Genomic DNA, 25597 nt, shown 5'->3' with positions numbered 1-25597 from the left:
TTCAACACGGGCATCAGTTGCTACGAGTCTAAACTCAGCATTGTTCGTGAGGCGGTGCGCTCTTACTTAGCTGCTCCTTGGTTGTCCCTCTCACCAACTGCGTAACTCCTGAAGAATATAAATTTTGCGAAATTTATATTCTTATATCCAAAACCAGCTAATCCAAAGATTCAGTACATAAACTAACCTATAATCATCTATCTAAAGGGTGAAGAAAACCACAAACCTCCATAAAAGCTTAGCCGGGTAGAACTTATGAGTCAGTTGAGCGTGGAAAATATGGGTGTTGATGAACTTGTCAGACTATATGCAGCCGGACAAAGAAATTTTCATCGCGCAAAGTTGGTTGGGGTAGACTTGAGAGGCTTAAACCTGCGTGGAGTAGATTTAAGTGGAGCCAACCTAATTGCGGCAAACTTGGCTGGAGCTGATTTGAGCGAGGCAAACCTAAGTCAAGCAAACCTGACTTTGACAGATATGAGTCGGGCGCACCTGAATCACGCAAACCTGTGCGATGCACACTTGAGCGCTACAAATCTGAGCCGAGCCAACTTGACTGGAGCCGACTTGCGTGGAGCAACTCTCAGCCGTGTAGACCTGAATGGGGCAAATTTAACTGGGGTGCAAATGCCTGATAGGAGGCTTGTAACGTTCTCCCCCGCTAGTTAGCTATGACGAGGTGATTATTTTCTGGCTGTATTTCCGAGTCTAAGCTGAGCGCAGAGATTGGGAAACCCAATGGCGCTGTTGTAGCTGGTACATATGGTTAAACAGCTGCCAGCAATATTGTTCTGGGAGTCCGCAGGTTAAGGCACCGCGCAGAACGACGTTGAAGTACCAGTCGTTGGGCGCTAGTTCTTCTGTTAATTTGTTGACGACGACGTAAGTACGGACACTTGTGTAAATCTTCCCCCGACAAGAAACATTTACCATTTCCTGACGGTAGCCGCCTTGAGGTACTTCTTCTCGTTCATCTAAGCGATCGCTTAATCTCCAGGGTAATCTATACAATACCCCTTCCACTGAGGCTGATGAATCTTTCACCATATCGAGTACGCCACAGTCTCGAAGAGCTGAACGACGATAAAAGCCTAATCTATACCCCTTGAGTGTTGCATTACCAACCACATAAACATGGGTATTCTCGCCCAGCGTCCGCTTCAAATCCACTGGACACATACAAGAGCCATAGGCAAAGTAGTAAAACTCAGGCTCGGCTTTGCTTCTAGCAATTTCCAGAGAAGCTTGTGTCGGTAAATCTTGTAAGTGTTCAGGCTGAACGCTCATGAATTGCCTTCAAATGCTACTTGTTGTCTATTGACTAGGCATTCTAGCAAAGTTACTCGTGGAATACAACATATCCCGATAGGGAAACCGTAGATTAAGGTAGGGACTGGGGAAGAGGGAGGCAGTGATGGTAGTTGATATCAAATCCGGTTGATTGCCCATAATCTAAAAAACCCGAAGAGAGCCACAGCCGCAGGCTGTGGCTCCCCTCCAGGCTTTTCGGGGAAGGGCTGGGGTGAGCTGAGTCTTAATTGTGGGTAATTACCGAATTTGATATGACTTGTCTCAGGTTTGGATTCTTTCCCAATCCCCAGTCCCCAATCCCCAATCCCTAAGCTCTGATGATTTGGTTCCAACCTTGGATGACTTCCTGTAAAGGTTCAGGGAGACGGTCTTGTACCATATCCACATAGCGGGTTGTACCTTGCTTGCTGGAGATGGTGACGGTGATATAGTCAGCAGCACCTTGGGAAGCAGGGTAACTGAGTTGGTTGAACTTCGCTAATTGCGCCTGGTTGAGTATCTGTTGAAACTGTTGCAGTTCGCGGCGGGAAATTTGGTATTTTTGTTCCGCCGAGGTAGCGCCATTGGAGCTAACCTGTTGGCGAATCATCCGCCCATCATTAAACAGAATAGTTTGATAGGTGCGACCAGTTATACCGCCACTAGAGATGGTGCGAAAGAGTACATCTTTCCCCAAAGACGGTGGTAGTTCGCTTGTAGGAATCTTTGTCGGATTGATGGTGTTAGCATTGCCTATCTGACTAGCAGCTCTATTCAACCGGACGGTAGTAGCATTTTCATTAGCGTGATAAACCAGGATTTGTTGACCTGCTTCTACAGTTACCTGCCAACCGCGTATTAGGATTCTAGGACAAGCTACATTGCGATCGCCCAAACCTAGACAACCATCCCAATTCTTTTGTTCAGCCTTGAGGACGCGCAGTTGGGAAACTGCCAACCTGGTTTGTCGGGAAGCCCTCTGCAACACAGCATCTTTAACCGGGTTTGGCAAACTAGCTGTCTGATCCAGCTTGACGATAGAACCGCTGGAATTAGTACGATAAACCCAGCGTTGTTGATTGGCTTCTACAATCACCTGCCAACCTTCTACAGTTGCTTGAGAACAGAGAATGTTAGGCTCATATAGGCCTAGACAGCCATCAGACCATGTTTTTTTGTCAGCTTGGACGATACGGACTTGATCGGTTGTCAAATTTAACCGCTTGGCTGCGTCCTGTTTTACAGGGGGGGCAACGGATTGGGGTAAATTTCCAGGTAAGTTGGTGACAGGATTGGAGTTTTCTTGGCGCACAGTTATTCCGGTGTTATCGGTGCGATAAACCCAAGTTTTACTACCGTCAGTCACAACAACGCGCCAACCTGGGACTATAACTGCGGCACATAATTCAGCAGCAGTGCCAAGTCCCAAACAGCCATCTGTCCACTTCTGGCGACTAGACTCTTTAATGCTGAATTTTTGAACATTAATGCCAGTTTGACGCGACAAATCGACAAGGACAGCATTGGCGACGCGAGGGGGTAAGCGATCGCTTTGTTGCTGCTTGAGAAAAGCTTCCCCGCCAGGTAAGCTTTGGGCGACGCTAACATCTTTCACTTTGACGAGTTTAGCGCTAGACTCAGAAAGTGCTGCTGGAGCAGCAAAAGCTGCTTGCAACAGCGTCATACTAGCGCCCAAGGACAAAATGCCAGTTAGCATCACGGCAAGTGTTTGACTTCTGGTTACTGGTATGGAGTGATTTTGGAAAATGCGTTTCATCAGAACCTCAAAAATTTTCTAATTCTATTGGAGAGCGCACTAATTGAAACGAGCGGCACTCCTAGGGTTATTTGTTGCGTGTAGCAGACAATAGGCTAGACGCTGCTATCCTGCTAGTTGGTTCCAGGCTTAGCAGCAATAGCTTGCTTATAGAGAATTAAGAAATATGACTTTGTTAGTAGTCGCTACGGGAAATCCAGGCAAGCTGCGGGAGATGCAGACATATCTAGCTGGATTGGACTGGGAATTGACGCTGAAGCCGGATGAATTGGAGATTGAGGAGACGGGTGGCACCTTCATGGCTAATGCTTGCCTGAAGGCTTCTCAGGTGGCACTGGCGACTGGAGAATGGGCGATCGCAGATGATTCTGGTTTGGAAGTGGATGCCTTAGATGGCGCACCGGGTATCTATTCGGCTCGTTACGGAAAAACTGACCCAGAGCGAATTGAACGCTTGCTCAACGAGTTAGGTAATGAACTGAATCGGGAAGCTCAATTTGCGTGCGCGATCGCCATTGCTCGTCCTGATGGTGCGATAGCGATCGCTACTGAGGGGGTTTGCCGGGGCGAAATCCTCCACTCCCCTCGCGGTACTGGCGGTTTCGGCTACGATCCAATTTTCTTCGTCCCACAACAGCAAATGACCTTTGCAGAAATGTCCCCAGATTTGAAGCGTCAGTGGAGTCATCGGGGACAAGCCTTTAAAATTTTGTTACCCCAGCTTCAAGATATTAAATTTTAGATTTTGCGGAGGCGAAGCAGTTTCCTCGCCTCCGATGATTTTAGATTCAAGAACAATCTAAAATCACGCGATATTTTGGGAAGAACAGGAGGTTGCGCGAAGAACCAGTAATGGTTCAACTCCCTCATCAATCTCCCCAAAAATCGCTTCAAAATCTAAAATCCAAAATCGTTAAACTGCTTCCAGATTCTTTTCTCCCGTGCGAATCCGGATCACTTGTTCAACCGGGCTGACAAAAATCTTACCATCGCCAATTTCACCGGTTCGGGCGGCGGCGATGATTTTTTCAATTACCATATCAACCTGGGAATCCTCAACAACGATCTCGACTTTGAGTTTTTGCAGAAACTCAACCGTGTACTCAGAACCGCGATAGCGTTCAGTCATTCCTTTCTGCCGTCCAAATCCTCGGACTTCAGAAACCGTCATTCCCACAATCCCCGCATTAACCAGCGAGATTTTAACTTCGTCGAGTTTGAATGGCCGGATAATCGCTTCTACTTTTTTCAAGCTCTTTACTCCTCAGTTTGTTGTGATTTTCGTGTATCTGTACAACCAATTTGTACAACCAAAAGTATCAGTGTGCGGCGGCTATTTTTTATCACTGCTCAAACAAAGATTTTGTATTCTATGATACATATGTTTGGGAGCGATTGTTCTGAGAAACAATCGTGCTGTAACGGCTGCTTTGCCGCGAAGCGATCGCTCTGATTGTAGTAGTATTTCGGCACAGCGCTTTTTTAACCTGTTAATACCCAACCCCCATGACTCAGGAGTTAATATATCGGGTTAAAAAGAGCAATGTTCCTTTAGCCTCAATGCACACTTTATCAAAACAGGTAGATCCTTCTCAATGTCTGTCCATTACAAGCTAAAGGGTGAATTGGCGATGCAAGCTTAACGACTATTATTATTTAGAAGCGGGCGCACAATCAAAAAGCCCGTACCAAACGCCGTCGCCACGATGAGAAAGATGACCAGCAATAACCACCACCCACTAACGTCTGGGGAACGTTCTGGTGGGGTTGGGCGGCGATACCTACCTTCTTCGTGTTCTATAACCAAGTTTTCAGGAAAGGTAGATGAGATTGGTTCAGGTTTGGGAGGAGAGGGTAAGACTTCGACGGATCTCTCCACGCCAGCAGGACGAGGAGGACGCGGTTGCGAACGCCGCTTAGGTGATTTTTCGCTTTCTCTAGTCCGAACTTCCGGTTCGACTAGAGGCGGAATGAAATCAACTCGGTTCCCGGTGGAAAGGGAATCTACCACATGTTGGGCGTGCAAAGAAACTTGGGCAACTTTTTCTATTTCTTGTCGCAGTTGTTGATTTTCTTGGGCTAACTGCTGATTTTGGGTATTCAGCGAGTCTAGCATCGCTTGCGCTGCTTGCAATTCAGCAGAGAGTTCCTTGTAAACGGAAATTGGCACAGACGGGCGATAGGCTGTGGATGGATGGGAGGACTGCTCTGGGAAATGAGCAGTTTGCATGGGCGATCTGGTAGTAGGATTGGACATTATTGGTTTAGCCTAAGTTCTGTAAGGCAACAATAGTGTAAAATTGCGCGACTCTGACAGCCATTTTTTAACAAATTTGCTCTAGTTACAACCACACAAGCCTGTAAATTTAGAAATTTTAGATTGTCAACCCGAAAGTGTCTAGACTCAGGGTGTATTTTCTTGCAGGAGGGGAAAAAAGTGTCCTACGGGGCCCTGACCTTGACCAATGGCTAAAGAGTATCTTAATGCAGTGGTGACGTAATCTTTGGCTTTTTGTACCGCAGATAAGCGATCGCACCCTAGAGCTAGATTAGCAGCGATCGCAGCTGCCAGAGTACAACCCGTCCCATGAGTATTGCTGGTATCCACCACCGCCGTTTTCAAAGTTTCCAATTTGTGACCATCAAACCAGACATCAACGCCGCGTAAATTTCCCTGCATTCCTCCTCCCTTGACCAATACAGCCTTTGCTCCCAGCTGATGGATGCGTTGGGCAGCAGCCCGCATATCATCTAGAGTATGAAGCTGCAAACCGCTCAGTAGTTGAGCCTCGTAACGGTTCGGTGTCACAATCGTTGCCTTGGGGATCAAGACATTCTGTAAAGTTGCCATAGCCTCATCGTTAATCAATACAGCGCCCGTGCGCGATACCATTACCGGATCTACCACTAAATTATTAAGTTTCAGAACTTCCACCTGCTGCGCCACAGCCGCGATAATTTCCGCTGTGAGCAACATCCCCGTTTTCACTGCTTGCACGCCGATATCCGTCACCACAGCCTCAATCTGAGCGACAACCGCATCTACTGGTAGAGCATCAACCCGCGTCACCAAGACCGTATTCTGAGCCGTCACGCAAGTTATAGCACTGGTGCCATGAACGCAGTGAAAGGCAAACGTTCGTAAATCAGCTTGAATCCCCGCACCGCCGCCGCTATCGGAACCAGCGATGGTGAGAGCAACAGGAACGCTTGATTTGTCTATAACACTCATATTAGAAATTGGTAATTGGTAAAAAGGTAATTGGGGCAATCAAGTACATCGTAAGTAGCATTCATTACCTGTTACCTATTACTTGTTACCTCATATTGCAATTAAATTGACCCGATTTCGCCTAAAAATATAGATTGTGCAAATAGCTAAACCTACAGCGCTCTTGGCAGTGTCCAAGAATGCCGCATCCTGCTAATAAATTGCCCACCAATTATTAAAAATTAAAAATAAAGCATTAAAAATGAAAATTTTTAATCTTTAATTTTTAATTTTTAATTCCTCTAACGTTGTGGTGGACGGCGTCTGCGGAGAAAGTCTGGAATATCCAATCCAGAGCCAGCTTCTGGTCTAGGCTCATAAGTAGGCGTGGGTGGAGGAACTGGTGTTGGTGCCACTGGGCGCTGCGGTTGTCTGGGAGTGCGCGTTTCTCTCGCTGCTGGTGTGGACTGAACTTCTCCACTAAATCCCGTAGCAATAACGGTAATTCTCACCTCGCCTTGCAGCCTGTCATCAATCACAGCTCCAAAGATGATATTAGCGTTGGGATCGACAACCTCATAGATTGTTTCCGCTGCGGCGTTCACCTCGTGTAGCGTCAAGTCGCTGCCGCCTGTAATGTTAAATACTACACCTCTAGCTCCTTCAATCGAGGACTCTAGCAAGGGGGAAGAAATTGCGGCAACTGCGGCTTCTCTGGCTCTTGATTTCCCAGAGCCAACACCGATTCCCATCATTGCCGATCCCGCATCTGCCATCACTGCGCGCACATCGGCAAAGTCAACATTTACCAGGCCGGGGATAGTAATAATATCAGATATCCCTTGCACACCCTGGCGCAGGATGTCATCTGCCATTAAAAAGGCTTCTTGTACTGGGGTTTGTTCTTGAATTACCGACAACAGCTTATTGTTGGGGATCACGATTAGGGTGTCCACCCGACTTTGCAAAGCGGCAATGCCTTCATCTGCCTGAGAAGTGCGGCGGCGTCCCTCGAAGGTGAAAGGACGAGTGACAACACCCACCGTCAATGCTCCCATTTCTTTAGCCACTTCCGCGACAACCGGGGCGGCACCAGTACCGGTACCGCCGCCCATACCAGCGGTGATGAACACCAAATCGGTGTTTTCTAGGGCATGAGCGATTTCGTCCCGCGATTCTTCTGCTGCCTTTTGCCCAATGGCAGGATTGCCGCCAGCACCCAAACCTCGTGTCAATTTTTGTCCCATTTGCAAGCGTCTGGGGGCTAACGAGTGCGATAGTGACTGGGCATCTGTATTGATTGACCAAAACTCAACGCCACTTACATCACTGGCGATCATGCGATTAACCGCATTGCCTCCACCCCCACCAACACCAATCACTTTAATTTTGGCGACGCTACCTGGCACGATGTTGTCACTCCTGGTTTCTTCCTTGGGTGTCTTGCTGGCATCGTGTTGACCTAAATGTAACCCAGCGTTGTTAAACGGGTTGGCGTTGTCCACGGAGAGTGGACGAAGAGCGTTTCCTGTGGTGTGTGAGCTTTGATTGTCAAGCCCTGGTTTACTATTGAGCGTCATTGCAAATAGGAAGGGTCAATAAACAGCTTTTTCAGTTTAGGGAAGCGATATGAGTCAACTATAGGGTAAGTTGACCCTTAAAACCAACGAGTGTTATAGGTGCATTGACGTTCCTAAAGAGGTCTGGCGGCAACTGTCTGAAGGCTGATGCTGTTCTTAAAATGCAGTATAAAGAATTAATTAATTTCGGGGGACGATTTCTGGGTTAAGCATGAGTTAGTTGTACCTATGATTTTAAGGGTTGTTGGTTGTCACCGGGGCGGTGACTTTTTTCATTTGAATGGCTGGAGAATCTGGGTTTTTCAGGTCGATATAGGCAATTTGGCTAGTGGAAAGATGGGCTGGCAAATCGCGCATTCGATCGAGGACAGCCAGCTGATAGGCAAATCGGGAACTATAAGAACCAAAATGTACCATTCCTTGCTCAGTACGAAGAATTAAATTGGCTGGTTGTTGCCAATTTATCTCAAAAACTTTGACTGGGGAGCGGCTTACTGCATGGTAAAGTGCTGACCAGTAGGGGCGATATTCATCTCTATAGCCAATGATTTTTAAGGTGGGTAAGGGAAGAGTTGGCTTTAGTCCAGCGTAGCTTTCTAAGGGCATCCAGACGCCATCTTCGTCCAACAAACCAGCTGATAAGGGCTGGGGCGGCGATCCCGCACGAGGTGTTGTTTTGGTTGGGGAAGAAGTGCGGGCTAAAAGAGCGATCGCTACCGGATGTCTCTCTTTAACTTGTACAGTCAAACTAGGGGGGAACAGTTGCCGGGTAACGGTGGCTTGTTCTATGGCTGGCTGCAATTCCAACTTTTCGGCAATGACTTCCGGTTGCAGGCGCAGCAAATACTGCGGGTAGGAAAGCGATAGCAGCGACTGAATCGCTTGTTTTGAGAGAATTTTATTGCCTTCAATCTCAATTTGATCTGGTTTTAGGATCACCCAGGCGGGTAAAGTCGTTACCCAAACTAAACCGCCAGCCAATCCAGCGATGAATAGACTTCGCCAAACCGCCTGAAAAGATTTCATCCGTCGTTGGCGACGTAACTTTTGCCGTCTTTGGGTCAATTCTGTCTGAGATACTGATGCGATGCTTGTCATCCTAACTTCTCAATCGGAGTTTTTGGTGCGCCAGACGTACTGCACTTAACAAAAAAAATTCTGTTTGGGGAGTTATCAAGCTTGATAACCCTACGTAACTTTAACCGAGATATCAGGAGTCGATCCCATTCCCACCTGAGAGGGAGATATCGCGGCACAAGTATCTGACCGTTGGCAAACAATAACGATCACACAACCCATGTAATCCCAGCTTACATCTAGGTGATGTGAATCTTTTTCGCCTTTCAACACGGGCCGTCAGGAAGTGTAGCGGAATATTACAACGTCTAGATATTAACGTGTCACAGCCATCATGGAATCACTTTAGGAAGATTATCAAGAAAATTTTGGATTGATCCCCAGACAAAATCCTTTTTTCTTCTTTTGCTTGCGGCACCAGAGGGGAAATGGGAACTGGGGTAGGTATGCAAATTCACCCGATTGTCCTCTCAGGCCAGCCTCTTACCGATGCCCAAAGAGTAAGTAGCAAAAAAGACAAACTTTGTCTTTCCGGCTGGAGGATAAAAGCGATCGCGTTTAAACTTCGCCCCGCCATTCCTATCTCTAATAAACAATCCGCTCTCATAGAAAGGGCATATATCATACATTTTATACGCAAAAAGAATACCAGAACGAACACATTTATGTGCAGGGGGGTGCTACCCTCCAACCCATAGAGGGGAAATTTAAGGGAAGCTATCCGGTAGAAGTAGAAGGGAGGTACCCAGAGGGATGCCCTTAACATAACAGAGGTCTAAATGAAACTGGACTTAATTAGATTTTATAAAGCCTGTAACCCAGCCAAGACCCTAATCTTCTCGAAGCCGGAGGATCGTTCGTACTATATCGATTTTTCCTCTGTACGGGGCGGAAAAATCATTGAGGCAATTGGGCGAACCATTACCCGAATTTCGCCCGACGATCCCACCAGCCAGATGTTTACAGGACATATCGGCTGTGGGAAATCTACAGAACTGTTTCGCCTGAAAGCTGACTTGGAGGCACAGAAATTTCATGTAGTTTATTTCGAGTCTGGTCAAGAACTAGACATGGCGGATGTAGATATCAGCGATATTTTACTGGCGATCGCGCGTCAAGTCAGCGAAAGCCTCGAAGAAATTCAGATTCGGCTAAAACCCAGTTACTTTGCCAATCTGTTCACCGAAATTAAAGATATCTTACAGACCCCCATCGACGTTTCAGCTGAAGCCGAGTTATCCATCGGTATTGGCAGAATTACCGCCAAAACCAAAGACAGCCCCAAACTCCGGGATCAATTGCGCCAGTATCTGGAACCTCGAACCGAAGGCTTTTTGAAAGCTATCAACGAAGAATTGCTAAAACGGGCGAACGAGGAACTGAAGCGACGCGGTAAAAAAGGGTTGGTGGTGATTATTGATAACTTGGATCGCCTGGACAATACTCGCCCCTTAGCAGGTTCGCAGAAACTTTTGCCAGAGTACCTGTTTATCGACCGAGGCGGACAGTTACGCCGCCTGAATTGCCATGTAGTTTACACAATACCCCTGGCATTAATTTTCTCAAACGATTACGAAACCCTGAAAAATCGTCTGGGGGGTGGGGTTGCTCCCAAAGTATTGCCAATGGTACCAGTGCGAAACCGAGATGGTAGTGACTGCGAACCGGGAATGACTTTGCTGCGAAAAATGGTGATGGCGCGTGCTTTTCCAGAGGTAGCGCCAGAGCAGCATCATTTGCTAATAACAGAGATTTTCGATTCTCCGGAAACCCTTGCCCGATTGTGTCGCGTCAGTGGTGGTCATGTGCGAAACCTCCTGGGATTGCTCTACAGTTGTCTTCAGCAGGAAGATCCGCCATTTTCGCGCAGCTGTTTAGAGAACGTGATTAAAGAGTATCGCGATGACTTGGTGCTGGCGATTGATGAAGAGGAGTGGGATTTGTTGTTTCAAGTGGTGCAACTGCAAACTCTTAAGGGTGAGAAAGAATACCAGAGTCTGCTTAGAAGTATGTTTGTCTTTGAATATCGCGACGAACAGGGGCGCTGGTTTGGGCTGAATCCGGCTTTGACAGAAACGCCCAAATTCATGTCTTTCGCGACTATGAATGAGTTGCAGTTCCAAAAATAAAAAGGCAAAAAAAGAATTTCTTCTCTCCTTCCAGTCTCTGACGGGGAATGCCTAATGTGTTAGCTTCGCTTAACATATTAGGCGTCAGTTTTTTTTGGCTGTAAGAGGGGAGGCGTAGCCATGCTGCATCCGTTCCCAGTCGGAGGCTGGAAGAATACGAGGATAACAGTATCTGGATTCCGAGCGCGGTAAACTGTTTAAACTGGCTTGTAACCCAAAAGCCCCTGATAGTTAAAGAGATACCGCTATGAGTACGTTTTTATTGGAAGTTGGTACAGAAGAATTACCTGCAAGCTTTGTGGATGCAGCGATCGCGCAGTGGCGATCGCGCATTCCTACAAGTCTTACTGAAAATAGCCTCACTAGCGAGAAAATCGAAGTTTACGCCACCCCCCGGCGTTTAGCGGTGCTAATTGAAGGTTTGCCGACTCAGCAACCGGATCGGGAAGAAGAAGTTAAAGGGCCACCAGCACAGGCGGCGTTTAAAGATGGCAAACCTACCAAGGCAGCAGAAGGGTTTGCGCGTAAGCTGGGGGTGGAACTCGATCAGTTGGAAATTCGCCCCACCGATAAAGGGGATTTTGTCTTTGTTCGCCAGACCATCCCCGGACGACCAACGGTTGAGATTCTCACACAGCTGGTTTGGCAATGGATTTTCGGATTAGAAGGGAAGCGGTTTATGCGCTGGGGGGATGGGGATCTGAAGTTTCCCCGTCCGATTGGCTGGTTGGTGACTTTGTGGGATGACCAAGTGCTACCAATTGAGATTGTAAATGGTTCCGAGACGATTAAGAGCGATCGCACAACCCGCGCTCATCGCGTCTTGCATCCCGAACTCGTGACAATTTCCCAAGCTTCAGATTATGTCAATGGTCTACGTTCTGCCTTTGTGGAAGTTGACCCCCAGGCGCGGAAAACCAAAATTCAAGAACAAGTACAGGCTGCTGCTAAAAAGCTCGATGGCTACTGTGAAATATACCCGGATTTGCTGCAAGAAGTCACTAATTTAGCTGAATTGCCTACAGCAGTTATTGGTAAATTTGATCCGGAATTCTTGAGTTTACCGCCAGAAGTAATTACTACTGTCATGGTGACTCATCAGCGTTATTTTCCAGTATTTAAAGATGAGAAAAAAGCCGAGTTAATCCCCTATTTTATCACAATTTCTAATGGTGATCCAGCCAAATCAGACATTATTGCTGAAGGCAATGGTCGAGTGATTCGCGCCCGTTTAGCTGATGGTCAGTATTTCTACAAAACTGATTTATCTCAGCCTTTAGAAAGTTATTTGCCGAAGCTGGAAAAAGTCACTTTTCAAGAAGATTTGGGTTCGGTACGGGAAAAGGTGGAACGGCTGGGAAAAATTGCCAGCAGTATTAGTAAACAACTGCAATTATCAGAAGATGAGCGGCAGAATATCCAACGCGCCGCCTTACTTTGTAAAGCTGACCTTGTGACTCAGATGGTGGGAGAATTTCCAGAATTGCAAGGTGTAATGGGTCAAAAATATGCTTTAGCTAGTGGCGAATCAGAAGCGGTAGCAGCAGCAATTTTTGAGCATTATTTGCCACGGGGAGACGGGGAAAAATTCCCTCAAAATCTAACAAGTCAAGTTGTGGGGTTGGCAGACAGGTTGGATACTTTGGTGAGTATCTTTGGACTGGGAATGTTACCAACAGGTTCTTCAGATCCGTTTGCTCTGCGTCCGGCGGCAAAGGCTGTTATTAACATTACTTGGGCGGCAGATTTAGCTATTAATTTGCATCAATTGCTGCAAGGATCTGTGGCAGATTTTGTGGTGAAACATCCGAAACGTCAAAGTGAGAAGTTGTTACCTAATTTGCAGGAATTCTTCTTACAGCGTATCCGCAACTTGCTACAAGATAAGCGAAATATTGACTATGACTTGGTGAATGCGGTACTAGGAGAAAACGATCCGGAGTATACAGAACGGGCGTTAAAGGATTTATTGGATGTACGCGATCGCGCTTTATTTCTCCAAAGTATCCGCAATAATGGCAAGTTAGATGAAATCTACGAAACTGTCAACCGTTCTACTCGTCTGGCTTCCCAAGGCGATTTAGATAAAGTTGAGTTGTCACCATCGGCTGTGGTGCGTCCAGAATTATTTCAAAAATCATCGGAGCAAGCTTTCTACGATGCAATTGTGCAGCTAGTTCCCGAAACTAAAGCATCTCAAGAGCAGCGAAATTATCAGCAGCTAGTAGATGCTTTAAGTAAGATAGCTCCTAGGGTGAGCGCTTTCTTTGATGGTGCTGAAAGTGTTTTGGTGATGGATTCGGATCTGGAAATACGCAAGAATCGTTTGAATTTATTGGGGTTATTGCGGAATCATGCGCGGGTTTTGGCAGATTTTGGCGCAATTGTGAAGAGTTAGGAGGGGAAAAAAGAACCGAAAAGACGCAAAGAGCGCGAAGGAAAGACAAGGAAGGAAGTTATTGGAGGGAAATAGGTTTTTAAATACCGTTATTGCGGTATGATGAGGGGTTGCGAAACAAGGGAATTTGTACGGCCAAGTTAGCTATGCCCATCGCTCATATTATCGGTTTGGGAAAGTCGGGAATTGCTGCTGCACGATTGTTAAAACGGGAAGGTTACTCGGTGACGGTAAGCGATCGCAATACCGCCGAAAGCTTGCAAGAACAGCAACAACAGCTTGAGGACGAGGGAATTACTGTTAAGCTTGGCTATTCCCTGGAACTGGTTGATACCTTACCCCAGATGATCGTCGTCAGTCCTGGCGTACCTTGGGATGCACCCCTATTAGTCCAGGCTAGAGAGTTGGGGATCGAGACAATTGGAGAAATGGAACTGGCGTGGCGATATCTCCAGTCTTGTCCTTGGGTGGGAATTACTGGTACTAATGGCAAAACTACGACAACGGCTTTGATTGCGGCGATTTTTCAAGCCGCTGGTTTTCATGCTCCGGCTTGCGGTAACATCGGCTATGCTGCCTGCGAACTGGCGTTATCCCAAACTCCTCCCGACTGGGTAATTGCTGAACTTAGCAGTTATCAAATTGAGTCTTCTAATTCTATTGCTCCTAGAATTGGCATTTGGACGACTTTTACACCAGATCACCTTAGCCGCCATAAAACTTTAGAGAATTACTACAACATTAAAGCGCGTCTGTTGCGTCAGGCGCGCCAGCAAGTAATCAACGGCGACGATGCTTATTTGCGAAAGAATGCACCCGATAGCTTTCCCAATGCTTGCTGGACGAGTGTGAAAGGCAAAGCTAAACTAATTGGCGATCGCGATGGGGGAGTTTACATCGAGGATGGTTGGGTGGTGGCTGATGGCGAACAAATTGTGATGACATCAGCTTTAAGAATGGTGGGAGAACACAATCAGCAAAATCTGTTGATGGCGGTAGCAGCAGCCAGATTGGCGGGAATTGAGAAAGAGGCAATTGCGATCGCGATCGCTAATTTCCCCGGCGTTCCTCATCGTCTAGAATACATTCGCACTCTGGCGGGAGTTGACTTTATCAACGACAGCAAAGCTACCAACTACGATGCTGCACAAGTCGGGTTAGCTTCTGTCAAGTATCCCGCCATCCTGATTGCTGGTGGTGAAGCCAAAGCTGGAGATGATACCAGTTGGATAGAGACAATTCAAGCTAAAGCCGCCGCTGTGTTACTAATTGGTAGTGCCGCAGATACCTTTGCAAAAGCGTTGGCTAGAGTTGACTATTCCAGCTACGAAATTGTAGAAACTATGGAGAGAGCTGTACTCAGAGGTGCAGAATTAGCCGAGCAGCATGGTGCTAAAGTTGTTCTACTTTCTCCTGCTTGTGCTAGTTTCGATCAATATCAAAACTTTGAGGAAAGAGGCGACCATTTCCGACAACTTTGTCAGCAGCTACTTTAGTTAAATTATCACCTTAAAGACCGTCGCACTGAGGCACTGATTAAATCTACCGAAAAAGTGAGGACGAGAAAGACAATTAAAGTGGTGAGAAGACCTTTGTAGTCAAAGCTACTCAGTTGTTCCGCCAGCAAACGCCCTAATCCGCCAGCACCTACTAACCCGACAATGACGGTAGAACGGATGCAGACTTCCCAACGGTAAAGGATGTAAGCGACAAATCGGGGCAGGGTGCGGGGTAAGATGCCATAGAGGAAGACTTGGGAATCAGTAGCGCCCAATGCTTTAAGGGAGGTTATTGGACGCTGTTCTAAATTTTCTACCACTTCCGCCATCAGACGACCTAGTATACCCAGGTTGTGCAGGGAAAGCGCGATCGCTCCCGGTAAAATCCCGGGAAACAACACAAATAGAAAGATTAATGCCCAAATGGGTTCGGGGACAGCACGAGCAACTAACAGCAGGAATCGGGTAAAAAACAGGACAACGTTTCCCCGGAGATCCCCAATTCCCCCCGACAACAGGAAATTATTTGCTGCTGGGAAAGAAAGCAAAATTCCTCCTAATCCAGCTCCAGCCATTGCCAGAATAGACATAGCCAGCGTTTTAGCAGAAAGCTCGAATAGCTGACTCAGCTGGCTGAAATCGGGTGGCAAAGCATCCTGAAACACTCCTGCCAAAAGTTGAAAGGTTCGCGGCGAGTAAAGTTTAGAATAATCAGCTTGGACGTACCAGAAGGAGAATATTACTAAAACCACCGTACCTAGAAATGACACCTTCACCACTGGGTCATTTTGGTAGAGAGGCTTTTTGCGCCGAGAAAGATTTAAGACGTTCAAATCTAGGCGAGAAGGCGCACCCAAGCGGCGACGCAGCATCGCACTCCAGAAATCGGTAGCACCAGTTAGTAAAATTAAGGCAATTAAAAACGTCCACATCTGTTCATAGCGTAGGGATTGGAGGCTGAGAAAAATTTGATACCCCAATCCACCAGCACCGATAATTCCCAGTACGGCGGCGGAACGAATCGAACACTCGAACCTGTAGAAAGCGTAGGAAAGCAAATTTAGAAAAGCTTGGGGAATCAGGCTATAAATAAAAGCATTCAGAGGTGGAACGCCGCTATTGAGGAGTGCCATTAGTGGCTGGCGAGGCGTTTCGTCTAAAATTTCTGAGAATACTTTGGCAGTTATAGCACCAAAAGGAATAGCGATCGCTAGCACCGCCACTAGGGGATCTAGTCCAAAAATATTAACGAAAAACAATCCCCAAATTAACTCGTGAATTGCTCTTGGAATCGCTAAAACTCCTCTTACCACCAGCCAAGGCGATTGAGTTATTAACTTCGTTTTTTGAGTTTTGAGTACCGATTCCCACCAAATTTCAGAGGAAAGAATACCAGCCACCAAACCGATCAGTACGCTAAAGAAGGTGCCGCAAATTGCGTAAGCTAGTGTTTTAAGAGTGGCATCTAAAGTAAGTTGGAGAAATTCCGGGCTGAAGTCGGGATGGACAGCAGCAACCAGAAAGCGCCAAACGAGGTTCCAGCCTCCTTCGTTAATTAAATCCGCTTCAAATACGCCTGCTGAGTGCAACGACCAAACGAAGGATGCCAAAAACAGCAATCCCCAGAAAGTACGCCAGTTAAATACGGAAGGGCGCTTGGGAAGGGTAGTTGGTTTGCTTTTGCTTGTCTGGGACACGGTTAAGATTTTGAACCGCAGAGGCGCTGAGAACGCAGAGGAATTTTTACGAATGGATTTAGCATTAGTTGTTGGTTTTGTACAATTCCTCAATCATTGCGTCGCACAGTGCTGCTGCTTCTGTATCAAATAGAATACGCCCCTGTCGCAAACCGATAATTCGCTGATAATGACTGCGGGCAAATTCTATCGCGTGAACACTGGTAACTAAAGTTTTCCCCGTTTCTACACTCAACTGGCGCAATAAGTCCATAATCTCGCGGCTGCGTTCGGGGTCGAGGCTGGAAATTGGTTCATCGGCAAGAATAGCGGTAGGATTTTGCACGAGGACGCGCGCGATCGCTACCCGTTGCTGTTGACCGCCAGAAAGTTTATCTGTGCGTTCATAAAGCTTTTCAGGAATACCCACCTGTGCTAGTGCTTTTACCGCTGTCTCGACTTCCATTGGATAAATCAGCGAAGCCGCAGCTTTTATAAATGACCAGCGCCCCAGATGTCCTGCATTGACATTATGAATCACCCGCAAATTATCCACCAGATGAAATTGCTGGTAAATCGTACCAATTTGGCGCTGAACCTGACGCAACAATTTTGGGCGAAGATGGGCGACATTGCGACCGAGTACCCAAACTTCTCCTTGAGTTGGTAACTGGGTGCCATTCAGCAAGCTAATCAGCGTACTTTTCCCCGCACCGCTGGAACCAACCAGCGCCACGCGATCGCCTGCACGAATCTGCAAGTTAATCTCAGCGAGAGATTCAAAGCGTCCAAACTGCTTAGAAACGTGTTTCAGTTCAAACACTGGCGCAGATGAGTTCATTTCTCTGCTTAGTTTGCTATCCATTTAGTCATGAGATAGCGATCGTGATCTTTAAAACCAACCTTCCGATATAAGTTTTGTGCTGCTGTATTTTTCTGCTCGACTTCTAAATGAAGTGCTTGAATTCCCAGAGAAGGGCAAACAGTTTCTATAAACTGAATTACGCTCATGCCTACCCCTTGCCCCCGATAACTTTCTCGGATATAGAGTTCATCAATAAATGCGTCACGTCCTCGAAATTCCAAACTGTAGCCAAAGGTAAGGACGACGTAGCCAATCGCTTCGTCGCCATGCTGGATCAGCCACACTCGTCCTAGAGAATCATCATGCAAAATATTCGCCAACGCCGTGCGAACAATGGATTCATCAAATTTTAGTTGTTCAAACTCGTAGAACTCTTGTATAAACTCCACAAGAGTTTCAGTATCTGATTTTTCTGCAATTTTAAAGTTTCCTTCTGTCATTTACATCACTTTATTTTGCCAATTTTCCGACCAATATCCTCAATTTGAGCATAGTTGGAGTTTTGGGTAGCAATAAATTTAGTTGCTTGTAAAAGGTCGAGAATTTCTTTTTGCTCTGGTACGTTGGGGTCTAGTTTTAAAAAGGCGTTTTGTACTTTTTTAACAAAATCCTCGCCATAGCGCTGTTTGACATCCGGGTGAATTACCCAGTGGTAATCATAGTAGGCTGGAGTCTCCCAGATCGCCTCGACTTTGTTCTCGTCTACTTCTTTAGTTTGCACTCGTTTTTGCCAGACTTTTTTGTTGACTGATCCGATATCGTAGGTGCCTGCTTCCACTAATTTGATTGTCTTATCATGGTCGCCAGAAAAGCCGACTTCGCCTTTAAAATCTTCCAATTTCAAACCTGCTTGTTGCAGGAAATATTGCGGCATCAAACGCCCCGATGTAGAGGATTCGCTGCCGAAGGTGAAAGTACGACCTTTGAGTTGTTTTAAATCAGAAATATCTTTAAATGGCTTCAGTCCGGTTTTTTTGTTAGTGATGAAGAGAGTGTGGAATTTCTCGTCTACATCGCGTTGCGCGATCGCTTCCGCACCTGGTACTTGCAAGCGTGCTTGCACCCCAGTCAATCCGCCAAACCAAACTAAATCTAAATCCCCCACTTTAAATGCGGTGACAGCTGCGGTGTAGTCCGTGACAGGCTTATATTCTACTGGCACACCCAATTCTTTCTCTAAATAGCTGGCTAACTTGTCATATTGACGCTGCAACTTTTGCGGATCTTGATCTGGAATTGCCCCAATTTCTAGAGCTTGTTTTGCCTGATTTGAGCCAGTTGCCACTGATCCAGATGGGTTTGGCGAACAAGCCCCTAGAGACAACAACAATAAACCCGACAACAAGACTTTTTTCATATCTGATTTTAACTTCACTCTTTGCCAGAAGATAGTGTAAACGATGCTGGTAGCTTTATGTCAAGATTAACGCCAGTTTTCCCATACTTTATTGTTTTTTAGGGCAGGCAGTATGTCAAAATTAACGCAAGTGTCACAGATTTAAGCAATGGTTTGGGCAGATGGGCAGCTGTTGCATGGCGGGCGATATATTATCAAACGGGTGCTGGGAGAAGGTGGCTGTGGCATCACCTATTTGGCTAGGGATAAAAAAGGGAATGCTGTCGTCATCAAGACGCTGAACGATAGAGTATTGAATAAACGCGAATTTACGACGTATCGAGACAAGTTCAATCGAGATTTTGAGAAAGAAGCGCTACGCCTAGCCGTATGCAGACACCCGCACATTGTAAGGATTGAAAATGCTTTTTCTGAGGGGCAACTACCTTGCATAGCTATGGAGTATGTTGAGGGGGAAGATTTATGGCAGCGCGTTAGTCAGCAAGGCGTACTGTCGGAAACCGAAGCATTAAAATATATTCGACAAATTGGTGAGGCGCTAACTTTTATTCACGATAGAGGCTTTTTACATCGGGATGTGAAGCCGTCTAATATTATGGTGCGTACTGGAAAACTAGAAGCTGTGCTAATTGATTTTGGCATTGCACGAGAATTTATTCCAAATTTGACGCAGACTCAGACGCAAACTTTTACTCCCGGTTTTGCACCTATCGAACAGTATGCGCTGCAAGCGAGACGCGGAGAGTATTCGGATGTTTATGCACTGGCGGGAACGCTTTACTATCTGCTTACCCAAGAAGTGCCGTTACCTGCTCCCGCTAGGGCTGCTGGCATTCCCTTGGATGCACCGCAGCAAATAAATCCCAATATTAGTAATATAGTTAATCGGGCGATTCTCCAAGGCTTGGAGTTTCAGTCAGAAAATCGTCCTCAGTCGGTGCAGGAGTGGATAGAGTTGCTGACTTTTAATACTCCTACTGGGCAACAATTATCAAATATTAGTCCAACCTTAAGACAATCTAAACAAAGTTACACGCCTACTAATCAGAATATTCTAACTCACAGGCAAGATTCATCTTCCGGGATAGATTATCGTAATTTACAAGCTCATTTAGCGCTAGGAAAGTGGAAAGAAGCGGATGAGGAAACTGCGGCACTCATGCTAAAAATAGCCTGTAGAGAAAAGGAAGGCTGGCTGAGAGTTGAAGATATTAAAATGTTTCCCTCAAAAGACCTTTGTTTAATTGACACTCTTTGGATAAAGCACAGTAAGGGACGCTTTGGTTTTAGCGTACAAAAGCATATTTGGGAAAGTATAGGAGGTACGAAAAATGCCAATTATGAAATTATGTGTAATTTAGGCGATCGCTTGCAATGGCGGATAAACTCTTGTTGGGTTGACTATGAGCAATTTATGTTTGATTGCGCTCTAGCTCCTTTGGGACACCTCCCCAGTGGCTATGTTTTTTGTGAGGTTGGTTGGTGGGTGGGTTTGCTAAATCTTTTTTATCGTCTTAGTTCTTAGTCAATTGTCCGACTCCCACTCTATTTTGCTGTTGAGGGAGGGATGAAAAAGGAAGGTTGTCCTTTGTTTGTTGTCAGGTTAAAAAGTTGAAACCTGACAACGTTTGATGACTAATAACTAATAATAAAATCAAACAAATAGTGAGCCATCTGTAATTTACTACAAGGCTCAATCTCTACTTTGTGTCCTTGCTTGTCTAGAAATATAGCTTGATTGTTGTCGCTGCCAAAACCACTATCCGGTTTATCAATAGGATTGGCAACAATGGCATCTAATTTTTTCTTGTGCAACTTTTCCAAAGCTGGCGTTACAATATCTCCAGTTTGAGCCGCAAACCCAATTAACTTTTGATGCGGCTTTTTAAGAGTTGCCAATTCTGCGACGATATCCGGTACGGGTTCGAGGGGTAAGTTTGTTGGAAGTAAACGCTTCGGCAATTTCTCTGCACTATACTCGGCTGGTTTCACATCCGCCACAGCTGCCGACATTATTATTACATCGGCATTGGAAAAATGCGATCGCATTTCCTGTTCCATCTCTTTTGCACTGGTGACAGAAATCGCTTGCACCCCCAATGGTACATCCCAAGCGGCGGGTGCGCGAACCAGTGTCACCCCTGCGCCTCGATGCAGTGCAGCTTGTGCCAATGCTAATCCCATTTTGCCAGTAGAGGGATTGCCGATGAAGCGCACCGGATCTAAATGTTCTCGTGTTCCCCCAGCACTAATTAAAACTCGCTTCCCGGCTAAATCTCGCTTGCCTTTTGCGTGTAATAATGATGCAATTGTCGGCAAAATTTCCGCAGGTTCTGCCATTCGCCCAGCACCAACGCGATCGCAAGCCAAAAGTCCGGCACCAGGCCCCACACTGTGATAACGTTTATCTGTCAACAACTGTTGCCAATTGCGTTGCACCGAAAGTTGTTCCCACATATCCGTATTCATTGCAGGTGCCAACAGCACGGGACAAGTGGAAGCTAACACGGTATTGGTGAGCAAGTTGTCAGCTAAACCATAAGCCAACTTACCCAAAGTATTAGCTGTCAGGGGAGCAATAACAAAAACCTCTGCCCATTCCCCCAACTCAATATGCAAGGGGCGTTTGTGTGGTTGCCAAAAGTCCTCATCTGTGTAAGCCGGATGACGAGACAGGGTTGCCACTGTCAAGGGCGTGATAAATTGACAAGCAGCATCAGTGAGAATTGCTCGAACTTCCACCCCAGACTTAGCAAGCGTTGAGATAACTTCACAAACTTTATAGGCGGCGATACCGCCGCCTATACCAATTAGAACCCGTCTACCTGACAATTTTGGATTTTGGATATTCCCCTTATCAGGGGGGGGTAGGAGGGGATCAGATTTGGGATTGTCGGGCGATTCCATTTTGGATTAGACAAAGGTACGACGTTAACGGCGATTATCTTTGTGATGACCATCCAACCCCAATCTAAAATCTAAAATTGTTAGGCTTCATCGTAGGGTTGTAAATCCAAGAGGTAGATGTATGGTTCAATTAACTCTGGACGCTGAAATGCGATCGCTCGCAGCAAATGCCAATCATCCAACCCTTCAAAAGGATTGTTGTATTCATCTCGCTCCAAACGTACAGCCAGTTGTTCCACGTCTGTCATCGTCAGAGCCGAAATTTCCCGTTCGGAAATGCTAACAGTTGCCATTGACCGCGCCTCCCTCAACTTACACCTGTATTGAGCATTGTACAGATGAAACATCCCATTTTATCTTAACGCTCTTACGTATTATTGACAGAGGCAACGAAACTTCAAGTTTAAGAAACCAAGGACGATTGGGTATTTGTTGTCACAAAATTTCGGACAACGCCTAAGACTTCCGGCAGAATTACGTGTCCCATGTTAAATTCATGATATTGCACGGATACGCCCAGTGCTGTTAAAGTATCCCGCGCTTTCTGGGCAGCACTCAGAGGCACCACCGTATCTTTTGTACCATGCACAATCAATACTGGTGGATAACCTTGTTTAGATGGTTGAGAAATGGGATGTAAATACCCACTTAGAACCACCAAACCAGCCAAAGGCAAATTGAGTCCCACATCCAGCGTCATTGCGCCACCCTGAGAAAAACCCATCAAAATCGTGCGCGACAGGGGAACCCCAGTGGTACTCTCAAGAGACTTCAGCCAGTCAGTGAGCTGCGTCTTGCTTTGCTCTAAGCCGTTCTGCTGCTCTTGGAAGTAGTACCAAGCTCTCCCCGATGACATTTGGGGATGAGTAGAGGGAGCATTGGGAACCAAAAACTGATAAGAAGGTAAATTCAACAACGGGGTTAAAGATGCCAACTCTTGGGCATTACCACCGAAGCCATGCAAAACGACAATCAACCCAGCTGGTTGCTGTCCCTGAGATGGGGGAACGGAAATTACTGATAAAGACAGAATCTTACTCCTAAAAAAATGCGACCGATCAATCCGAGATGCCAGCGAAGCTCTCTTCTTTTAGGATAATGTGGCGATCGCAATCTAGGCTAATCCATCCTTGACCCTGGAGTTTGCTAAGGAGTCGCGTAATCGTGACTCTAGTAGTACCGATAGCACTGGCAATATTTTGATGTGTCAGGCGGACAGATAGACGAGTGCCACCAGCTACAGGTTGCCCGACTTCCTGTTTCAATAACAGTAGTAGCCGATGCAAGCGATCCTCTACACGCCGATGTCCTACTATGGCTAAAAGCGCCTCTGTCTGTTGCATCCGTCGTACCATTTGCGGCAAAATTATCTGAGCCAAACGCCCAGAAGCTTCTATCTCTAGAATAGAAAACCACTTCAGGTAAACATCGGATAGGGCGTGGTATATTATTGCAGCGTTTGGTTGAGCTAAGGGATGAATTCCTTTCAGGGATTGAAATACCCACTGACCAAAGAACATCGAAGGCGCTGCCCAACCCAGCAGCACTTCGTCACCGTTAGCGCAAATTGTACTCATCTGCACCAATCCCCGATCTACTTGCCAGACACCCTGCGGCACTAGGGGAATTTCTTCATTTTTCGAGTAAAAATGCAACCGACGGGTTTCGTTCGGGTCGTATTGGTCTATTTCTAGAACTGAAGAAGAAAATGGGGGCATGGCTGCAAGAATCTCCAGCTATGAAAAACTGGCGTATTATAGCCAGCCCCACTCTAACTCCTGAAGGTAAAGATTAAGTAATCATGAGATTAAGTTAATGGCTAATTGCTCTTAAACAATTAGCCATTAGCTATTAGCCATTAAATTTTGGTGCCGCAATCAGGACAGAATTTGTTGCTGGCAATGTTTTTGGCACCGCAGCCGCTACAGTAAATTAATTCTGTAGCTTTTTCCAATTTGTGGAGTTCTGGCAAGCCAATCATCTGAGCATTGCTCTTGCCGGGAGCTACCATTGGGTAACAGTTTTCGTCCTTTTTGACTTGGACATCCAAGAGCACTGGGCCGTTGTGGGCAAGCATTTCGGCGATCGCATCTTTCAATTCATCTCGACTACGAACCACCATCCCCTTAATTCCGAAAGCCTGTGCCAGCAGCACAAAATCTGGCATCCCTACTTGCATATTCGAGGACGAGTAACGCTCTCCATAGAAAGCTTCCTGCCACTGGCGCACCATCCCCTGCCAGCCATTATTGATAATTACTGTCTTGACATTTATGTGATGTTGTGCAAGAGTTCCCAATTCCTGTAAATTCATCTGGAAACTGGCATCGCCGCTGATACAGATGACTTCATCATTCGGCAGAGCTACCTTGACACCCATCGCCGCAGGCATCCCGAAACCCATCGTGCCTAAACCAGCGCTAGAAATCCACTTACGCGGGCCATTCTTCAAGAATTGCGCCGACCACATTTGGTGTTGTCCAACGTCTGTGGTGTAGTAGGCATCTGGAGCCTGACGAGTTAGTTCCACAATCACTTCTTGCGGTGCCAGACTATCGGGATATTGGGGGACAATTAGGGGATAGTCTTCCCGCCAGCGATTAATCCGTTCTAGCCATGCTTGCGTCTGGATTGGCGCTCCGGTATCTGTTTCCTGACATCGGCGCAGCAAGTCAATCAAGACATTCCGCACATCGCCCACAATTGGTACTTCCGGAGCGCGGTTTTTCCCGACTTCAGCGGGGTCAATATCAATATGGATAACTTTAGCGCGGGAGGCAAACTCATCCAATTTGCCCGTCACGCGGTCATCAAACCTGGCTCCCACTGCTATCAACAAGTCGCACTCGCTCACTGCAAAGTTAGCATAGGCAGTGCCGTGCATCCCCAACATTCCCAATGCTAGGGGATGGTTTTCGTCAAATGAACCTTTGCCCATCAGGGTAGTGGTGACGGGGATTTGGAAACTTTGTGCTAGTTGTTGAATTTCTGGATGAGCGCCAGCTGAGATCGCGCCTCCTCCCACATACAATAAGGGACGTTGTGCTTCCCGAATTAAATGTACTGCCGCATTGATTTGGCGAGGATTTCCCTTCACCGTGGGACGGTATCCCGGCAACTTAACTGAATTTGGTTCTACTGGATAATAGTCAAATTGCCCTAATGCAACATCTTTCGGCACATCAATCAAAACTGGCCCCGGTCGTCCCGTAGTAGCGATGTGGAACGCTTCCGCCACAATCCGCGCCATGTCTTTTTGATCGCGCACTACATAGGAGTGCTTTACAATTGGCAGCGTAATTCCGTAGATATCTGTTTCCTGAAACGCATCCGTGCCAATTGATGCTAGAGCCACCTGACCCGTGACCACCACCATTGGAATCGAATCCATGTGAGCAGTGGCAATACCTGTCACCAAGTTGGTTGCCCCAGGGCCAGATGTTGCAAAACAGACACCCACCTGTCCCGTAGCACGAGCATAGCCATCGGCGGCGTGTGACGCACCTTGCTCGTGTCTTACCAAGATGTGCTGAATACCACCTCTAGCTTCTGCCCGATATAATTCGTCGTAAATCGGCAGAATTGCACCACCTGGATAGCCAAAAATATGCTTTACACCGTGACGCATCAAGCTGTCAATCAAGGCATATGCACCTGTTTGGCGGTTGTTGCTCATTTGACGTGTTGCTTCTTTTTCCGAGATGCTTTGCGATCGCACTTGTAGACCTCTCACTATAAGTAACTGGTTTTTCTTAACTCTTGTATCTTTTGTATTTAATGAATGATGCCAAGTTGGGGGTTAATTCTTAAGTCTAATTCCTTCTATCAGTT

At 46.5% G+C, this 25597-nt stretch carries 22 protein-coding genes and 1 pseudogene; 7 read left to right on the top strand and 16 right to left on the bottom strand.

The annotated features are described in order from the left end of the window. Nucleotides 1-105, top strand: a pseudogene (locus H6F66_RS29570) (IS701 family transposase); the annotation flags it as partial. A gap of 150 nt (nucleotides 106-255) precedes the next feature. After that, the gene (locus H6F66_RS24825) at nucleotides 256-669 is read left to right on the top strand and encodes a pentapeptide repeat-containing protein (RefSeq protein ID WP_190427094.1); all 414 of its coding nucleotides are present in this window, start codon (nucleotides 256-258) and stop codon (nucleotides 667-669) included. Between the two features lie 39 nt (nucleotides 670-708). Here H6F66_RS24825 and H6F66_RS24820 read toward each other — a convergent pair whose 3' ends face one another. After that, a complete protein-coding gene (locus H6F66_RS24820) occupies nucleotides 709-1287 on the bottom strand; it encodes a gamma-glutamylcyclotransferase (RefSeq protein WP_190427092.1) in 579 nt (192 codons plus the stop codon). 331 nt (nucleotides 1288-1618) lie between these two features. Beyond that, nucleotides 1619-3067, bottom strand: a complete 1449-nt coding sequence (locus H6F66_RS24815; RefSeq protein ID WP_190427089.1) for a hypothetical protein — start codon at nucleotides 3065-3067, stop codon at nucleotides 1619-1621. A gap of 166 nt (nucleotides 3068-3233) precedes the next feature. On the opposite strand from H6F66_RS24815, the gene rdgB reads away from it, so the two are divergent. Next, on the top strand, nucleotides 3234-3809 hold the full coding sequence (gene rdgB, locus H6F66_RS24810; protein WP_190427085.1) for an RdgB/HAM1 family non-canonical purine NTP pyrophosphatase: 576 nt from the start codon (nucleotides 3234-3236) through the stop codon (nucleotides 3807-3809). Between the two features lie 171 nt (nucleotides 3810-3980). On the opposite strand, the gene H6F66_RS24805 is transcribed toward rdgB, so the two are convergent. The 5 genes from H6F66_RS24805 to H6F66_RS24785 all read right to left on the bottom strand — a co-directional run bounded on the left by H6F66_RS24805 (nucleotide 3981) and on the right by H6F66_RS24785 (nucleotide 8956). Further along, a complete protein-coding gene (locus H6F66_RS24805) occupies nucleotides 3981-4319 on the bottom strand; it encodes a P-II family nitrogen regulator (RefSeq protein WP_190427070.1) in 339 nt (112 codons plus the stop codon). Nucleotides 4320-4706: 387 nt separating this feature from the next. Continuing rightward, nucleotides 4707-5297: a hypothetical protein gene (locus H6F66_RS24800; protein ID WP_190427068.1), complete on the bottom strand. Its 591-nt coding sequence runs from the start codon at nucleotides 5295-5297 to the stop codon at nucleotides 4707-4709. Between the two features lie 174 nt (nucleotides 5298-5471). After that, the gene (gene thiD / locus H6F66_RS24795) at nucleotides 5472-6299 is read right to left on the bottom strand and encodes a bifunctional hydroxymethylpyrimidine kinase/phosphomethylpyrimidine kinase (RefSeq protein ID WP_190427066.1); all 828 of its coding nucleotides are present in this window, start codon (nucleotides 6297-6299) and stop codon (nucleotides 5472-5474) included. 281 nt (nucleotides 6300-6580) lie between these two features. Next, nucleotides 6581-7858: a cell division protein FtsZ gene (ftsZ, locus tag H6F66_RS24790; protein WP_190427064.1), complete on the bottom strand. Its 1278-nt coding sequence runs from the start codon at nucleotides 7856-7858 to the stop codon at nucleotides 6581-6583. 234 nt (nucleotides 7859-8092) lie between these two features. Next, nucleotides 8093-8956: an FtsQ-type POTRA domain-containing protein gene (locus tag H6F66_RS24785; protein ID WP_190427062.1), complete on the bottom strand. Its 864-nt coding sequence runs from the start codon at nucleotides 8954-8956 to the stop codon at nucleotides 8093-8095. A 758-nt stretch (nucleotides 8957-9714) separates the two neighbouring features. Here H6F66_RS24785 and H6F66_RS24780 point away from each other — a divergent pair. The 3 genes from H6F66_RS24780 (at nucleotide 9715) to murD (ending at nucleotide 14958) form a co-directional block, all read left to right on the top strand. Continuing rightward, the gene (locus H6F66_RS24780) at nucleotides 9715-11064 is read left to right on the top strand and encodes a P-loop NTPase fold protein (RefSeq protein WP_190427059.1); all 1350 of its coding nucleotides are present in this window, start codon (nucleotides 9715-9717) and stop codon (nucleotides 11062-11064) included. A 247-nt stretch (nucleotides 11065-11311) separates the two neighbouring features. Next, the gene (gene glyS / locus H6F66_RS24775; RefSeq protein WP_190427056.1) at nucleotides 11312-13462 is read left to right on the top strand and encodes a glycine--tRNA ligase subunit beta; all 2151 of its coding nucleotides are present in this window, start codon (nucleotides 11312-11314) and stop codon (nucleotides 13460-13462) included. 146 nt (nucleotides 13463-13608) lie between these two features. Further along, entirely contained in the window at nucleotides 13609-14958 is a 1350-nt protein-coding gene (gene murD / locus H6F66_RS24770; RefSeq protein ID WP_190427052.1) for a UDP-N-acetylmuramoyl-L-alanine--D-glutamate ligase, read from the top strand. 8 nt (nucleotides 14959-14966) lie between these two features. Here the strand turns inward: murD and H6F66_RS24765 are convergent, their stop codons facing one another. The 4 genes from H6F66_RS24765 to H6F66_RS24750 all read right to left on the bottom strand — a co-directional run bounded on the left by H6F66_RS24765 (nucleotide 14967) and on the right by H6F66_RS24750 (nucleotide 18859). Continuing rightward, entirely contained in the window at nucleotides 14967-16580 is a 1614-nt protein-coding gene (locus H6F66_RS24765) for an ABC transporter permease subunit (protein ID WP_190427111.1), read from the bottom strand. Nucleotides 16581-16722: 142 nt separating this feature from the next. Further along, nucleotides 16723-17478, bottom strand: coding sequence for a phosphonate ABC transporter ATP-binding protein (locus tag H6F66_RS24760; protein ID WP_190427049.1), 756 nt, complete (start codon nucleotides 17476-17478; stop codon nucleotides 16723-16725). 8 nt (nucleotides 17479-17486) lie between these two features. Continuing rightward, a complete protein-coding gene (locus H6F66_RS24755; RefSeq protein ID WP_190427046.1) occupies nucleotides 17487-17942 on the bottom strand; it encodes a GNAT family N-acetyltransferase in 456 nt (151 codons plus the stop codon). A gap of 5 nt (nucleotides 17943-17947) precedes the next feature. Next, complete coding sequence (locus H6F66_RS24750; protein ID WP_190427043.1) at nucleotides 17948-18859, bottom strand: putative selenate ABC transporter substrate-binding protein; 912 nt, start codon at nucleotides 18857-18859, stop codon at nucleotides 17948-17950. Between the two features lie 148 nt (nucleotides 18860-19007). Between H6F66_RS24750 and H6F66_RS24745 the strand changes: the two genes are divergently transcribed. Beyond that, entirely contained in the window at nucleotides 19008-20384 is a 1377-nt protein-coding gene (locus tag H6F66_RS24745) for a serine/threonine-protein kinase (protein WP_190427040.1), read from the top strand. 110 nt (nucleotides 20385-20494) lie between these two features. On the opposite strand, the gene coaBC is transcribed toward H6F66_RS24745, so the two are convergent. The 5 genes from coaBC to ilvB form a co-directional block, all read right to left on the bottom strand. Beyond that, nucleotides 20495-21766, bottom strand: a complete 1272-nt coding sequence (coaBC, locus tag H6F66_RS24740) for a bifunctional phosphopantothenoylcysteine decarboxylase/phosphopantothenate--cysteine ligase CoaBC (protein ID WP_190427037.1) — start codon at nucleotides 21764-21766, stop codon at nucleotides 20495-20497. Nucleotides 21767-21846: 80 nt separating this feature from the next. Beyond that, nucleotides 21847-22059: a DUF2555 domain-containing protein gene (locus H6F66_RS24735; protein ID WP_190427034.1), complete on the bottom strand. Its 213-nt coding sequence runs from the start codon at nucleotides 22057-22059 to the stop codon at nucleotides 21847-21849. Between the two features lie 110 nt (nucleotides 22060-22169). Next, nucleotides 22170-22796: an alpha/beta hydrolase gene (locus H6F66_RS24730; RefSeq protein WP_190427110.1), complete on the bottom strand. Its 627-nt coding sequence runs from the start codon at nucleotides 22794-22796 to the stop codon at nucleotides 22170-22172. Nucleotides 22797-22824: 28 nt separating this feature from the next. Continuing rightward, entirely contained in the window at nucleotides 22825-23484 is a 660-nt protein-coding gene (locus H6F66_RS24725) for a Crp/Fnr family transcriptional regulator (protein ID WP_190427031.1), read from the bottom strand. A gap of 140 nt (nucleotides 23485-23624) precedes the next feature. Beyond that, complete coding sequence (gene ilvB / locus H6F66_RS24720) at nucleotides 23625-25484, bottom strand: biosynthetic-type acetolactate synthase large subunit (RefSeq protein ID WP_190427107.1); 1860 nt, start codon at nucleotides 25482-25484, stop codon at nucleotides 23625-23627. Between the last annotated feature and the right edge of the window lie 113 nt (nucleotides 25485-25597).

It is taken from the genome of Trichocoleus sp. FACHB-6, assembly GCF_014695815.1.
Classification (GTDB): domain Bacteria; phylum Cyanobacteriota; class Cyanobacteriia; order Cyanobacteriales; family FACHB-T130; genus Funiculus; species Funiculus sociatus.
Note: the sequence above shows the minus strand (reverse complement) of the source record. Positions and strands in the feature narration are given on the sequence as shown.